The sequence below is a fragment of the Pseudomonas asplenii genome (genome assembly GCF_900105475.1).
GTDB lineage: Bacteria > Pseudomonadota > Gammaproteobacteria > Pseudomonadales > Pseudomonadaceae > Aquipseudomonas > Aquipseudomonas asplenii.
In genome coordinates, this window is record NZ_LT629777.1 from 5,600,328 (window position 1) to 5,614,919 (window position 14,592).

Below are 14,592 nucleotides of genomic sequence, written 5' to 3' on the forward strand. Positions count from 1 at the left end.
TCACAACTCGTCAGCCCGCACAAAAATAACTAGTGGGAGTACAAGAGCATGCAAGCGACTAAAAAAACGCATGTGCGCTACCTGATTCTGTTGATGCTATTCCTGGTGACCACGATCAACTACGCTGATCGCGCCACCATCGCTATCGCCGGTTCCAGTCTGCAGAAAGACCTGGGCATCGACGCCGTCACCCTTGGCTACATCTTCTCCGCATTCGGCTGGGCCTACGTGGCCGGTCAGATCCCTGGCGGCTGGTTGCTCGACCGCTTCGGCTCAAAAAACGTCTACGCCTTCAGTATCTTCAGTTGGTCGCTGTTCACCATGCTGCAAGGCTTTGTCGGCGGCATGCCGGTGGCCTGGTCCGTGGTGACCCTGTTCACCCTGCGCTTTCTGGTCGGTTTCGCCGAAGCCCCGTCGTTCCCGGGCAACGCCCGTATCGTGGCGGCCTGGTTCCCGGCGGCAGAGCGTGGCACGGCCTCGGCGATCTTCAACTCGGCGCAATACTTCGCCACGGCGTTGTTCGCACCGATCATGGGCTGGATCGTCTACACCTTCGGCTGGCAGCACGTGTTCGTCGTGATGGGCATCTTCGGTATCGCGTTCTCGGCGCTCTGGATGAAGACCATCCACAACCCGAAACAGCATCCGAGCATCAGCCAAGAAGAACTTGATCACATCGAGCAGAACGGCGGCCTGGTGGACATGGACCAGAAGCGCGCCAACGACGGTCCGAAGTGGGAGTACATCAAGCAGCTGCTGACCAGCCGCATGCTGCTGGGCGTGTACCTGGGTCAATACTGCATCAACGCCATCACCTACTTCTTCCTGACCTGGTTCCCGGTGTACCTGGTGCAGGAACGCGGCATGACCATCCTCAAGGCAGGCTTCATCGCCTCGCTGCCGGCCATCTGCGGTTTCATTGGGGGCGTGCTCGGTGGTGTAATCTCGGACTGGCTGCTGCGTCGTGGCCACTCGCTGACCTTCTCGCGCAAGCTGCCGATCGTCTGCGGCCTGATGCTGTCGACCACCATGGTCTTCTGCAACTACGTCGATGCGGAATGGATGGTGGTCGGCTTCATGACCCTGGCATTCTTCGGCAAGGGCATCGGTGCCCTGGGCTGGGCGGTCGTCGCCGACACCTCGCCCAAGCAGATCGCCGGGCTGTCGGGTGGCCTGTTCAACACCTTCGGCAACATCGCCTCGATCACCACGCCAATCGTGATCGGCTACATCATCAGCGCCACCGGCTCGTTCAAGTGGGCCCTGGTGTATGTCGGTGCCAACGCCCTGGTCGCGGTATTCAGCTACCTGGTGATCGTCGGCCCGATCAAGCGGATTGAATTGCGTGACGGCCCAAAGGGTGAATCGGCAACGGATGCCAACGCCACAGTCAAAGTGGTGCAAGCACGCTGATCAGTAGAACACGTCCGTGCCCGCCGGGCACGGATGGCAGTACAAAGCCTGAGAATCCACAAGAAAGGCCCGACCATGCAGTTGATCGAACATTCAGACTCGCCCCGCTACGTCCGCCTGCACGACGACGATAATGTCGTGGTGGTGGTCAATGACGGCGGCCTTGGCGAAGGTGCCTGCTTCCCCGACGGCCTGACGTTGGTTGAAGCGGTCCCACAAAGCCACAAGGTCGCTACCGTGCTCATCGCCAAAGGCGAGCCGGTTCGCCGCTATGGACAGATCATCGGCTACGCCCTGGAAGACCTGCGCCAAGGCAGCTGGGTCCAGGAAAGCCAGTTGGCCATGCCTTCGGCGCCGGAACTGGACAGCCTGCCGCGCTGCGATGCGGTGCCCGACACGCTGCCGCCACTGGATGGTTTCACCTTCGAAGGCTACCGCAACGCCGATGGTACCGTCGGCACCCGCAACATCCTCGGCATCACCACCACCGTCCAATGCGTGACCGGCGTACTCGAACACGCGGTCAAGCGCATCCGTAGCGAGCTGCTGCCCAAATACCCCAACGTCGATGACGTGGTCGCCATCACCCACAGCTACGGCTGCGGCGTGGCGATCAACGCCCGCGACGCCTATATCCCGATCCGCACCGTGCGCAACCTGGCGCGCAACCCCAACCTGGGTGGCGAAGCGCTGGTCATCAGCCTGGGCTGCGAGAAGCTGCAGGCCGGCCAGGTGATGCACGACAACGACCCGTCGGTCGACCTCAGCGAGCCCTGGCTGTACCGCCTGCAGGACGCCAGCCTGGGCTTTGGCGAAATGATCGAGCAGATCATGGCGCTGGCCGAAACGCGCCTGAAGAAACTCGACCAGCGCCGCCGCGAAAGCGTGCCGGCCAGCGAGCTGATCCTCGGCATGCAGTGCGGTGGCAGCGACGCCTTCTCCGGCATCACCGCCAACCCGGCCCTGGGCTACGCCGCCGACCTGCTGGTGCGCGCAGGCGCCACCGTGCTGTTCTCGGAAGTCACCGAAGTGCGCGATGCCATCTACATGCTCACCTCCCGCGCCGAAAACCAGGACGTGGCCGAAGCGCTGGTGCGCGAGATGGACTGGTACGACCGTTACCTGCAGCAAGGCGCCGCCGACCGCAGCGCCAACACCACGCCGGGCAACAAGAAAGGCGGGCTGTCCAATATCGTCGAGAAGTCCCTCGGGTCCATCGTCAAGTCCGGCAGCGGCGCCATCCAGGGCGTGCTCGGCCCAGGCGAGCGGGTCAACCGCAAGGGCCTGATCTTCTGCGCCACTCCGGCCAGCGACTTCGTCTGCGGCACCCTGCAACTGGCCGCCGGCATGAACCTGCACGTGTTCACCACCGGCCGTGGCACCCCGTATGGCCTGGCCATGGCGCCGGTGGTCAAGGTGTGCACCCGTACCGAGCTGGCCGAGCGTTGGCCCGACCTGATCGACATCGACGCCGGGCGCATCGCCACCGGCCGTTCGAGCATCGAAGAACTCGGTTGGGAGTTGTTCCACTATTATCTGGATGTCGCCAGCGGTCGCAAGCAGACCTGGGCCGAGCAGCATAAGCTGCACAACGACATCACCCTGTTCAACCCGGCACCGATTACCTGATGCAACGGGCTGGCTTGATGTTTCCCTGTGGCACTGTCCCTGTGGGAGCGGGCTTGCTCGCGAACACCGGCACAGCCGGTGCCATACACCGCGTCGTCTGCTTCGCGGGCAAGTCGGGTCGCCGCACCGCCGGCTCCCACAGGGATTGAGCAAGCCCATCCACCCTTCACGTCTATCTAAAGGAGCATTCCATGCCTGAGATTCTCGGCCACAACTTCATCGCCGGCCAGCGCAGCGCCGCTGGCACCACCCGCCTGCAGAGCCTGGACGCCACCACTGGCGAGGCCCTGCCCTACGAATTCACCCAGGCCACCGAAACTGAAGTGGACCAGGCGGCCAAAGCCGCCGCCGCCGCCTTCGTCGAATTCCGCCAACTGGCGCCAGCCCGTCGCGCCGAATTCCTCGACGCCATTGCTGCCGAACTGGACCAACTGGACGACAGCTTCGTCGCCGTCGTCTGCCGCGAAACCGCCCTGCCCGCCGCCCGTATCCAGGGTGAGCGCGGCCGTACCAGCGGCCAGATGCGTCTGTTCGCCCAAGTCCTGCGTCGTGGCGATTTCCTCGGTGCCCGTATCGACCTGGCCCTGCCTGACCGTCAGCCACTGCCACGCGTCGACCTGCGCCAGATGCGCATCGGCGTGGGTCCGGTTGCCGTGTTCGGTGCGAGCAACTTCCCGCTGGCCTTCTCCACCGCCGGTGGTGATACCGCTGCTGCACTGGCTGCCGGTTGCCCGGTGGTGTTCAAGGCCCACAGCGGCCACATGGCCACTGCCGATATGGTCGGCTGCGCCATCCAGCGCGCTGCCGAGCGTACCGGCATGCCCAAGGGTGTGTTCAACATGGTCTTCGGTGGCGGCGTCGGCGAGTGGCTGGTCAAGCACCCGGCCATCCAGGCCGTCGGTTTCACTGGCTCGCTCAAGGGTGGCGACGCCCTGTGCCGCATGGCCGCCGAGCGTCCGCAGCCGATCCCGGTATTCGCCGAGATGTCCAGCATCAACCCGGTGATCGTTCTGCCGGGCGCGCTGGCCAAGCGCGGTGAAGCCATCGCTCGCGAACTGGCAGGTTCCGTCTGCATGGGTGCCGGTCAGTTCTGCACCAATCCGGGTCTGGTGATCGGTCTGCAATCGCCGCAATACAGCCAACTGCTGGGCGAGTTGGGTCAGCACCTGAATCAGCAAGCTGGGCAGACCATGCTCAACGCTGGCGGGCTGCGCAGCTACGTCGGTGGCCTGGAACATCTGAAGGCCCACGCGGGTATCGAGCACCTGGCCGGTCAAACCCAGGAAGGCAGCCAGGCGCGTGCCCAGCTGTTCAAGGCTGATGCTCGCCTGCTGGTGGAATCCGATCCACTGTTGCAGGAAGAAGTGTTCGGTCCAACCACCGTTGCCGTCGAGGTCAAGGACAACGAGCAACTGCGCGCTGCCCTGCTGGGCCTGCGTGGTCAACTGACTGCTACCCTGATCGGTGAAGCGGAAGACTTCGAAGCCTTCGCCTGGCTGGTGCCGCTGCTGGAAGAGAAAGTCGGCCGTATCCTGATCAACGGCTACCCGACTGGGGTCGAAGTGTGTGATGCGATGGTTCACGGTGGGCCTTACCCGGCGACTTCCGATGCGCGCGGTACTTCGGTGGGTACCCTGGCGATTGATCGCTTCCTGCGTCCGGTGTGCTACCAGAACTACCCGCAGTCGCTGCTGCCTGAGGCGCTGCGTGACGGCAACCCGTTGGGGCTGCGTCGCCTGGTGAATGGGCAGTGGAGTGAGGCGGCGATCTGATTGCTGCGTTGATAGAGAGAGCCCCGCTTTGGCGGGGCTTTTTCATTTTGGGATCGGTGTTTCGCTTTGCCCGTTCTGGGACTAATCTGGCCTCGCTAGATTCGTTCGCACATCCACTTTGGTAAGCGGAATCCTTATACAGTCAGATCAGACCCGGCTACTTGCGCTCGCACTGCTTGAGATCAAGGGGCGGCTTGCTGATTATCTGGGTAGCGATGTGGATGCGCTAATGGGTGTCCGTGTGGCAGCGCATCTAGCCTATGCGCTTCACAATGAAGCGGATGCGGCGTTCAATGGCGTGGATTTTCAGACCGACGCTGCGAGCCTGAAAATCGCCGCAATTGATCAGATTCTGGGGGTTGCTGATAGTGCCGCGTTGTTGAGCAAGTTGAAGGACCAGGGCAATATCATGTCGTGTGATGCTAAGCCTGAATGACTGCTACCGGCCGATTCTGTTGAAAAATTCGGGCGCGGTTTTCACGGCAGAAAAGTACGCACCTGAGATTGAAATCTAAAGTCGGCACAGAGGTATTCGGCCTCAGATTTTATGTAGCAACGCACAAAAAAGATGCTTTTGCCGATTGGTATTCTTGCAGTTTGAGAAAACCAACTTTTTCAACAGAATCGGCCAGAAGCGATCAATCAGCTTTTTGCGAGACGAGGGCAATTCAGAGTCTGTTGAGTTGAAAATTTTACCCAGTGAGCCTTTAGGGCAGCTAGAAAAGCCAAGGTAGCTCAACTCTCAGGCTATGCATTTAGTCACTATAAACCCAATGACAAAAGCTACCATTACAGTAGCTTCTGCCAGTGATAAGCTATTTTTTTGAGGACTTGCTAGGCTTCAAATCAGGATTATTACCTGGCGTATCTTTATTGTCACGACGACGTTTGTCTACTTCCCCAGTTGATTTAGCAACAGGCTTAGGACCAGGTTTAAGCGCCATAAAATTCCCCTTAAAATTTATTATTACAGAGTAAAATTATTGCTGTCGCCGACACTCTCAAGATGCGTGACACGACCGATTTTATCCATGTGAAAAATGTAACTAGATATTACAATACCTAACACTTACTCCCCCTCTAGTAGACCCCACATTCGCTTGGGGTCTCGACCGGCTTGATTGAGAACTATTGCTGGCTCTGTCGCTCTTCTACCCATCCTCCATTTCATGAAGAGTGCAGCAGCCTTGTATGCGGTGGCCAGTTCTAGGACAGTTAGTCCGTGGCGCTGGTGGGTCAGCGACTTCCGGCCCGGTCATTGCTGTAACCACAAAGGATTGCTTTGGGTCGATTACCGCCACTCTTGGTCAACTCCATCCCCCCAACCAGCGCCCAACCAGAAAACTCCCTTCCCTTGAGTGAAACGTCCTAGAAGACCCCGACTGTTTGTTTGGGCCATACTTTGCCGATAGTCTTCGTAAGGCCATCCTAATGGATGATACGAATGTAAAAGTACATTCATATCAATATATCACGCATCTTCAAACAAGCCGTTTAGGCAGATGCTTATGCCCTCTTCGATCCCCGCTTGATGGTAGCCGTGCGCGGGAGACTTTCGAGTCTGCCGGGGTCCGATATGCCCGGTCTTGTACACCTGCGCACGGCTGCCCTCTCATTCGTGTGCTAGCGAACGCTGAAATTTCTTTAACTGGGATAGTCGGGTATGACCATCGTCGCCAAACTCCACTTCATTGCCGCTCCAGATGCATTGCATTGCTGATGCAGAGGCGTAGCGCGATCTACGCGAGCTATACCCTTAATGCATTTGAGCAAGGACTGTCGCCGATTACATTTTTACTTAGCTTGACGAATACGAGGGCAGATGCCAATTTAACATCAAGGCGAAAGGTCAAGGAGTGACGCGTGAAGATCACTATCAACGTGTTCTTGCTTAAGGAGGGGCGAACCGTCCGGGACGCGCTTTCCGACGAGGTCCATTTGCAACCTATCGCTTTTTCGTTGGGCGATATTGAGTCTCTCTTCTTTCACCAAAAAAATCCTTCCCACCCAAAGTGGACGCAACTTTTCGGAGCGGTCCAAGAAGTAGCCGGACTCGACTTGACCGGTAGATCTCTCAAAGCGCTACTGGTCATGGCAGTCAATGACAGAGTCTTTTGCTTCACCTTTGGTCATGCCAGGCATCTGATCGATCCGCTCGCGATTGAACGCTACTTTGGGCTTCGTACAGCGCTCAGCTTGACGGACCCTCTGCTGATCAAATCCGTGGAAAAATCCAACATTGATCGTACGCCGCTTCGCTCAAAAGCGCAGTCATCGAGGCTGTTGTCCATCTCTGAGTTCGACTTCAAATTTGATTCGGAAATCCTCAAGTCGCTGACCGGGATCGTGGAGAACGACCAGGATGAAGGCGAGTACGTAAGCGGCTCGGACTCATTGGCGCTTCACTCTGACGTGAAGCTCGAGGACTTCCCGGAAATCGCACTTCGGCTGTTGACGGCTTACGAGGATGAACACTGCAAGGAAAAGTATCCTTGGATGGACTTTATAGTCCCTGTGCGCGATTCCGCACTCAGAGGGAAACTGGATGGGGTATTAGTGAAAGCGATGAATACTGAGCAGTTTGACCGCGTCCGCGCGGCTGCACCTGAACTACTCGGAAATGACATCAGCGGCTTTGGCTATGTCAAACATAGTACTCGATCACTGAATGGCCCGGCGATCGCATTTGATCTAGATCTGCGACAAGCTTTGCTTGCCAAGCACTTACTGGGGGGAATCTCCCGTCCAGCCTTAGAGTCTGAGCGCATCTACCTATATGGCGCGGACGAACAACGACTTGCCGCCTGGCCTCTGTATATGTGCCTAGAGGCCGAGATCGAACACGAAGGCAATATCTACCTGCTCAGCGAAGGTGATTGGTACCAGATTGATCGCGACTACACCGAGCAAGTGAACCGTTTTTTTGAGGCTGCGGTTCCTAGCGACCTGGTATTTCCTCCATATGGTACTGACCACGAAGGCGCCTACCTTAGGCGTATCGCCGACAACGTCAGTTTCTATCTACTCGACCAGAAATTGGTGAGACTGACGGGCGCAGGCGGCCCATTCGAGTTCTGTGACTTACTCACGCCGGAACACCACATCATCCACGTCAAAAAGTACTCATCGTCGAGCGTATTGAGCCACCTTTTTTCACAGGCATACGTGTCTGCTGAGGCCCTGATCAACTCACCGGATGTCGTTACCCAAGTGAACGCACATCTCGCAGAGCTCGGTGACTTCCGATTTGTCTTCAACACTACCACGCAGCCTCGCAACAGGATCGTGTTCGCCATCATGCAACCCAACGCAGAGTTACACATGCCGTTTTTCTCGAAGGTGAATTTCAGGCAATTTGCCCAGCGACTCAGTGCGATGGGTTACCAGGTCGAGGTGTGCCGAATAGGTAACTAAGTCACTGTCGCCGGGTCAGGGCCCGGAGCGGAAGACTTCAAAGCCTTCGCCTGGCTGGTGCCACTGCTGGAAGAGAAAGTCGGCCGTATCCTGATCAACGGCTACCCGACTGGGGTCGAAGTGTGTGATGCGATGGTTCACGGTGGGCCTTACCCGGCGACTTCCGATGCCCGTGGTACCTCGGTGGGGACCCTGGCGATCGATCGTTTCCTGCGTCCGGTTTGCTACCAGAACTACCCGCAGTCGCTGCTGCCTGAGGCGCTGCGTGACGGCACCCCGTTGGGGTTGCGTCGCCTGGTGAATGGGCAGTGGAGTGAGGCCGCGATCTGATTGCTGCGTTGGTAGAGAGAGCCCCGCTTTGGCGGGGCTTTTTATTTCCGGCGCGGTGCGTGTCCGTTTGAAGGGAGGCGCGACCTACCTCTGAGGGTCTTCAGTTTTCGGGGGACATTTGATTGGCTACGGGGACGCCATCCAGCAGCGCGTCGACCACTGCCCGTGCCATCTCCACGGAATGCAGCATGCTCCAGAACAATGCCCGTTCGAAAGGATCAGTGTGCAGGCTGAGTTCGTCGCCGTTGAGTTCTGCCGTTTCGAGCAAGCGCGAGACGTGGGCCAGCGCGTCATAGGCACTGACGCCCTGCTGGATGGCGAACAAGGAAGGTTTATCAGTTTATCACGGGACTCTGGAGCAACGGGGCGGAAACGGGTGAGTGTGAGGCTGTCGAGTAAGCGGGTGGTGGATGCTTTGTTGTCTGTGTCGTAAGCCCTGTTGGTAGGCGGCGGATCAGGGACAATTTTCTTGGTCATGGTGGAGTTCCTTTGTTGGGTCAGGAGCCCGTCACCTACGCTGCAAAACGAAGGGTGACGAGCCCTACACAGGTTTGCAGACCGGCAACAAAGGAACCGGCAGGCCGAAGCCTCCTGCGCACAGCTCGCCATAACGCGAACGAAAAAATGCCGCTGATCGCGGCGTTGTGCGCCTTTGTAGCCCGACCGACTGTTAGGCCGCTTCGGCAGACCATCCCTACCTATTCGGCCTTTTCTCCCTCTTTCCCATGCGCCATTGGGCGGAAAACATAGGCCTCTAAAGGCAAATCGAGCAAATGACAGTAAACTGTATATGCGCACAGTACACGACTGAAATAGTCCCAATCACTGCCTCATACCTGCCCTAATGACAAGTAATTCATTATGATGGCCATCGAATTCGGCTCTCTCGGTCAGAAATGCGCCAATTAGGAACGCAAACGAGGGGGCTAGGAAAGGATATGGCAGAGACACAGATTGAGTGGACAGACTCTACCTGGAATCCGGTAGCAGGCTGTTCCATCATTAGTGCCGGGTGCAAGAACTGCTATGCCATGGAAATGGCACGTCGACTTGAAGCCATGGGCACCCCGAAGTACGTGGGTTTGACCCGCAAAAAGAACAAGCGCATTGTCTGGAACGGCTCTATCGTCGAAGACTATGACGCCTTGGCGATTCCGTATCGCTGGAAGAAACCCCGCAAGGTTTTTGTAAACTCTATGAGCGACCTTTTCCATGAGAAGGTCAGTGATGAGTTCATCGTTGCCGTGTGGAAGGTGATGCGAGAAACCCCGCATCACAACTATCAGATTCTGACCAAACGCCCAGAGCGGATGAAGCAGATACTCAACGAAGTCATCACTGAGGTTCTGCCCAACGTCTGGCTGGGCACGTCCATTGAAGATAAAGATGCCGCTGGACGTGTCCAGTTCCTGAAAGACACCCCTGCTCAAATCAAGTTCATCTCCTTTGAACCGCTCATAGGATCAGTGGGCAACATCGATCTGACGCAGATCGACTGGGCCATTGTAGGTGGCGAGAGCGGCAACAAAGCGCGTCCGGTTAAGGAGGAGTGGATCGATGAGATCTACACGCAGTGCCTTGAGAGCGGGACAGCATTTTTCTTTAAGCAATGGGGCACATGGGGCAAGGACAATGTCCGCCGTTCTAAGAAAGCCAACGGCAGAGAATACCGTGGCAAGACCTGGGATGAGATGCCTGTAAAGCTGGTGGGCATGGCCTAGTAGAGACACCGTAGCCTGATAAGGAATATCCATGGTAGGAAAAATTTATACTTGGGAAGAAGGCGCTACCCTTTCCGAGCATTCAAGGAAAAAGCATCAGATTCTTCGCGAATATTTCTATAACTATGTGATGACTCGGTGCAGATCGCCTCAGGTAAGAAAATTTCGGCTTGCTGTCGTTGATGGTTTCAGCGGCGCTGGACGGTATAACTGTGGGGCGGCTGGATCTCCGATCATTTTCGTTGAGGAACTGAGTCGAGCTATAACCGCCATCAACGTGAAGCGTGCGTTAGATAAGATGCCTCTTGTTGAGATCGAGTGCAGCCTTATCCTTAATGACGCTGAAGCAGAAGCCATCAAAATCCTCAAAACCAACCTTGCGCCCGTACTGCTTGAGTATGCTCATCCAAACCCCAATCTAAGAATCAATATCCATTATTTCTGTGAGCTTTTCGAAAATATCTATCCAACTGTTAAAGGTCTGATTCGCACCGAACGGTACAAGAGCATCATCTTCAACCTCGATCAATGTGGCCATAGCCACGTAGCCACCGAAACCCTGATCGACATGATGGCCCTAAATGAGTCAGTAGAAGTTTTCTACACTTTCATGATCGAGGCTCTGGTGGCGTTTCTGAAAAAAAATGATCCAGAAGCTCTCAGAACACAACTGTCTTACCTTCAGCTGACTAGCGCAGATTTTGAGGCATTGGTTCAACATACTTCCAGGCGGGAATGGCTAGGAACAGCAGAGCGAATCGTGTTCAGCAGCTTTCAAAAATGTGCACGATTCGTCAGCCCGTTCTCTATCAATAACCCTGGAGGCTGGCGATATTGGCTCATACATTTGGCCAATTCTCATCGCGCTCGACAGGTGTATAATGACATCCTCCACCAGGATGTCGAAACACAAGCACACTATGGTCGAGCAGGCCTCAACATGCTTGCGCACGACCCTAACGAGGGGAAGACGCTTTACCTATTTAATGCCTCTGCCAGAGAACAAGCGAATGAGGAGTTGCTGGAGGATATTCCAAAGTTCCTTCACGACTCGACACCGACAGTGCAGGTGAAAGACTTCTATGAGAAGATCTACAATAACACTCCGGCCCATAGTGACGATATAAATTCTGCACTGCTTGGCAGCAATGAAATCGTGATCAAGACTCCAAATGGAGGAGTCAGGCGTAAGGCTAGCCAGATCCACACTTCAGATATCATTACGTTCAAGCTACAACGAAGCTTCTTCTTTCCCAAAATATGAATAGTCATCGGCCAGAATGACCAGGTTAACTTCACGTCACACGAGAGTAGATCTTTCCCACAAGGATGTCCCGGACTTTCAGAGTCCTTGCCCCTGTGCGATCTTAAACTCACTCGGGCTCATGTGCTGAGCGCTAAAAATAAATCTGTCCCGTTCCCCACACTACTCGTGAATCACATTGACCAAAACTGGGCGGGCAGTCGCTCCTCACCGAACCGCTGGGTAGGGGTAGTGGCGTGAAATTGCCCCGTGTTTTGGCTCTTTCCCTGGTGGGGAGCACTATGAGCTCCACCTTTATGGGAGGTTTGCGAGCATTGTCCGATTACCCCCCATTGCTGCGATCATCAACTTCCAATTGCCGCTTTTCGGACCGCGTCTATATCCGGGGAGCCTTCGTCAGTAGTCATCAGATTCCACGTAAACGAGTTGTACACGTGGAAGTCGGGTAGCAAACTCTTGATCTGCCCATCCTCAAACCAATGGTGTGCGATTCCTGGAAACATATTGGGGTCAACGGGAAATTTGGCGTTGGGATTGTGGAACATAGAGAGCCCTTCCGCCCAACTCTCTGTCACGGTACCTTGCTCGATCTGAATGATGAATGGGTCAGGCACCGCCGCATTAGGATCGTGGCGATGTTTCATACCCCATCTGATGATCAACTGATCGGCTAGGCCGAATCCAGCTAGACGTCCCATTCGATTGAATTTTGATATCGTACCGGAAGCCGAGAATAGGATTGCGCTTACATTGTCGGCTCCGGGCTGAAAGAAATAGCCAGATGGAATTACCTTGCCTTGGTACTCATGCGTCTCAACTTTTTGTGGATGAATTACCAACTGGCCCGCATCGTCGTACACGAAATCGTGGCTGATGGCATAGAGGTATTCCAATAGTGCCGGAGAGCTCCAGGTCATCGACTGGTCTTCGTGAAAGTCAGCAATTGCGAAAACAAGAGGATATCCTTGAACATGCTCAAGGTCCCAGTATTTCTTTTTCCGATTGAGCTTCGAGTACAAGGCACTGCCAAATCGGATTGGGGCTCGGGTCTTCAGCAGCTCTCTAACCTCCTTTAAGGGCCGTAAAAGAGGGAAATTATCCGTTGGTGGAGGCAACGGCGAGTCGTGTGGAGATGGACCCACGGTCACGGCCTCAATGAAAACCTTTGCTCTCCCACTGCTGACTTCAAAGTCCGGGGCTTCGTGCTCTTTTTTAACGAATAGACCGAGCTCGAGAAGTGCGGCATAGAGATAAAGCTCCCAGATTCTCGAATCGAACGCGGTGGTCTGGAACTGCTCAACGAAATTGCCATCGATGTCGACGAAGTGGCGCATCATCTCCGTCATGATGTCGCGCGCAGGTACCCAATGAGGCTGATGGTTTAGCATGTGGAATGCTCGGTGCAGTTTCTCTTCCGGCAGGTTTGTACTGAAAAGATCAACGCCTGCTTTATCGGTACTCTCGTCACCTTGGGGAAATACTGTTTTTCCGCTCGAAATGTGCTTCCGGAATGAGGCAAACAGGGCGTGTCTTGCGTTTGTTCTGCTTAGGCCGAACTCTATTTCGATAGCGCGGAAGCGGCCTTTAAGGTCGCGACCCAGCAGCACGAACCCATGGTCACGGTCTGACCGATCCTGGATCAAGACACCGATCAAGGTCTCTGCCCGGTCAGAAAAATACTCAAGCTCCAAGCCGATATTTTTGGCGCTTGGCGAGCGTGTCCAAGCAATAAAGGCGTTATACCGCTCGGGGCTTAGCTGAACCACACCACTTTCATCCAACAGTGCAGCTATTCGCTGAGCCTTCGTGCCCCGTCTCTTTGCTTCACCCATATGCTTCACTCTATCCCTGTGAGCCGCAGTTGACGTAGTCTTCATACCACAATAATGGAGAAAGAGCAGCCTATGGAAAACACAGTCCAGCTTGAGCCGGTACTTGCGACGGTTCATGCTTTACTACGCGCTGAAGGTGCCGATGACGCGGCTGCAATCGTCAGAGAATATCCTGCCCAAGCTCAACTGACAGGCCATGACAACTGGAACGGAGGCACTGACATATGGGAAATCCTGTTTAGAATTCCTGAAGACATCTACGGCCTATGCTGTGTGAGTTTTGCCTGGCGGCAGTGGCAGCTCTTGGCCGTTAGCCGACGTCGGCCCACGGCTGCTATGGGTCGATAGGTGCCATACGTAATCGGCAGTTTGCCTCCACTCAGTGCCCGACAGGACAACTCCCTTTCCCTTGAGTGAAATTTCCTAGAAAATCCCAACCGCTTGTTTGAGCCATGCGCCGCCGATAGTCTTGGCTCGGTCATCCCAACGGATGACACGGATGTGCAAGTCCGTTCATATCGGTGCGTCACGCGCCCTCAAACAAGCCGTTTCGACGGGTGCTCCTGCCCTCTTCGAATCCAGCTTGATGGTGGCCGTGCGCGGGAGACTTTCGAGTCTGCCGGGGTCCGATATGCCCGGTCTTGCACACCTGCGTACGGCTGCCACCCTCATTCGTGTGCAAGCGAACGGTGACAGCTCCACCTCATATCGGAGTTCGATCATGTTCAAAGCTACCCCCAATCCGCCGGCTACAACTCGTGCCGGAATCATTGATCCTCGTGTCGCCGACCAGGCGCTGGCCCACTATGACTTGAGGCCAGATGCGGTACCAAAAACTGCATCCGCCTCCGCAGCCGCCACCGCGCCTCCAAGCCAGCCGCCAACCTCGCTGAATCACGAAGATACCCTGCTCGACCTCCACTCGATTCTGCAATCAGCTGCAGCCACGGCCTATGAGAACGCCGACAACCAGACCGGCCCGAATCGCAGGGTCGCGATGGGTGTGGTGCACCTGATTGAGCTGGCGCAGTTGAGAATGAGCCTGCTGGAGGAGCAGGTTGTAGCAGTCAGCAGTTGAGGAGGAGCTGAAGATCAAAAGCTTCGCGGGCAAGCCTCGCTCAGTGCTGCGGCGGTCATTAGAGTAGTGATCACCGCTATCCTGTAGGAGCGCGGCTTGCCCGCAAATAGGCCAGTCGCCTCAGTGGGGCGTCGTGCTG

The 14,592-nt window shown here is 56.0% G+C and carries 10 protein-coding genes and 1 pseudogene; 9 read left to right on the forward strand and 2 right to left on the reverse strand.

Going from position 1 to position 14,592, the window contains the following annotated elements; translation table 11 throughout:
• Positions 1-48 precede the first annotated feature (48 nt).
• The 6 genes and pseudogenes from BLU37_RS24795 to BLU37_RS24820 form a co-directional block, all read left to right on the forward strand.
• Positions 49-1,413, forward strand: coding sequence for an MFS transporter (locus BLU37_RS24795; protein ID WP_090209892.1), 1,365 nt, complete (start codon positions 49-51; stop codon positions 1,411-1,413).
• Between the two features lie 75 nt (positions 1,414-1,488).
• Positions 1,489-3,042, forward strand: a complete 1,554-nt coding sequence (gene garD, locus BLU37_RS24800; protein WP_090209894.1) for a galactarate dehydratase — start codon at positions 1,489-1,491, stop codon at positions 3,040-3,042.
• A 191-nt stretch (positions 3,043-3,233) separates the two neighbouring features.
• Positions 3,234-4,814 carry an aldehyde dehydrogenase (NADP(+)) gene (locus BLU37_RS24805; RefSeq protein ID WP_090209896.1) on the forward strand — a complete coding sequence of 527 codons (1,581 nt, stop codon included), beginning with the start codon at positions 3,234-3,236 and terminating at the stop codon, positions 4,812-4,814.
• Positions 4,815-5,043: 229 nt separating this feature from the next.
• The gene (locus BLU37_RS24810) at positions 5,044-5,250 is read left to right on the forward strand and encodes a hypothetical protein (RefSeq protein WP_232000391.1); all 207 of its coding nucleotides are present in this window, start codon (positions 5,044-5,046) and stop codon (positions 5,248-5,250) included.
• A 1,427-nt stretch (positions 5,251-6,677) separates the two neighbouring features.
• Positions 6,678-8,228, forward strand: a complete 1,551-nt coding sequence (locus BLU37_RS24815) for a TIGR04141 family sporadically distributed protein (RefSeq protein ID WP_090209898.1) — start codon at positions 6,678-6,680, stop codon at positions 8,226-8,228.
• Positions 8,229-8,255: 27 nt separating this feature from the next.
• Positions 8,256-8,558 (forward strand): annotated as a pseudogene (locus tag BLU37_RS24820) (aldehyde dehydrogenase (NADP(+))); the annotation flags it as partial.
• 100 nt (positions 8,559-8,658) lie between these two features.
• On the opposite strand, the gene BLU37_RS29755 reads toward BLU37_RS24820, so the two are convergent.
• A complete protein-coding gene (locus BLU37_RS29755) occupies positions 8,659-8,883 on the reverse strand; it encodes a hypothetical protein (protein WP_331716686.1) in 225 nt (74 codons plus the stop codon).
• Positions 8,884-9,496: 613 nt separating this feature from the next.
• Here BLU37_RS29755 and BLU37_RS24830 point away from each other — a divergent pair.
• Both BLU37_RS24830 and BLU37_RS24835 read left to right on the forward strand, forming a co-directional pair.
• Positions 9,497-10,279: a phage Gp37/Gp68 family protein gene (locus tag BLU37_RS24830; RefSeq protein ID WP_090209900.1), complete on the forward strand. Its 783-nt coding sequence runs from the start codon at positions 9,497-9,499 to the stop codon at positions 10,277-10,279.
• 31 nt (positions 10,280-10,310) lie between these two features.
• Positions 10,311-11,543 (forward strand): three-Cys-motif partner protein TcmP, encoded by a 1,233-nt coding sequence (locus BLU37_RS24835; RefSeq protein ID WP_090209901.1) that lies wholly within the window; start codon positions 10,311-10,313, stop codon positions 11,541-11,543.
• 344 nt (positions 11,544-11,887) lie between these two features.
• Here BLU37_RS24835 and BLU37_RS24840 read toward each other — a convergent pair whose 3' ends face one another.
• Positions 11,888-13,375 (reverse strand): hypothetical protein, encoded by a 1,488-nt coding sequence (locus tag BLU37_RS24840; RefSeq protein WP_197678403.1) that lies wholly within the window; start codon positions 13,373-13,375, stop codon positions 11,888-11,890.
• A gap of 721 nt (positions 13,376-14,096) precedes the next feature.
• Between BLU37_RS24840 and BLU37_RS24850 the strand changes: the two genes are divergently transcribed.
• A complete protein-coding gene (locus tag BLU37_RS24850) occupies positions 14,097-14,453 on the forward strand; it encodes a DUF6124 family protein (protein WP_090211003.1) in 357 nt (118 codons plus the stop codon).
• The last annotated feature ends 139 nt before the right edge of the window (positions 14,454-14,592 follow it).

Coding starts and splice junctions, on each gene's coding strand:
- BLU37_RS24835 (WP_090209901.1), top strand. CDS start 10,311: ATGGTAGGAAAAATTTATACTTGGGAAGAAGGCGCTACCCTTTCCGAG.
- BLU37_RS24805 (WP_090209896.1), top strand. CDS start 3,234: ATGCCTGAGATTCTCGGCCACAACTTCATCGCCGGCCAGCGCAGCGCC.
- garD (WP_090209894.1), top strand. CDS start 1,489: ATGCAGTTGATCGAACATTCAGACTCGCCCCGCTACGTCCGCCTGCAC.
- BLU37_RS24850 (WP_090211003.1), top strand. CDS start 14,097: ATGTTCAAAGCTACCCCCAATCCGCCGGCTACAACTCGTGCCGGAATC.
- BLU37_RS24830 (WP_090209900.1), top strand. CDS start 9,497: ATGGCAGAGACACAGATTGAGTGGACAGACTCTACCTGGAATCCGGTA.
- BLU37_RS24795 (WP_090209892.1), top strand. CDS start 49: ATGCAAGCGACTAAAAAAACGCATGTGCGCTACCTGATTCTGTTGATG.
- BLU37_RS24840 (WP_197678403.1), bottom strand. CDS start 13,375: ATGGGTGAAGCAAAGAGACGGGGCACGAAGGCTCAGCGAATAGCTGCA.
- BLU37_RS24810 (WP_232000391.1), top strand. CDS start 5,044: ATGGGTGTCCGTGTGGCAGCGCATCTAGCCTATGCGCTTCACAATGAA.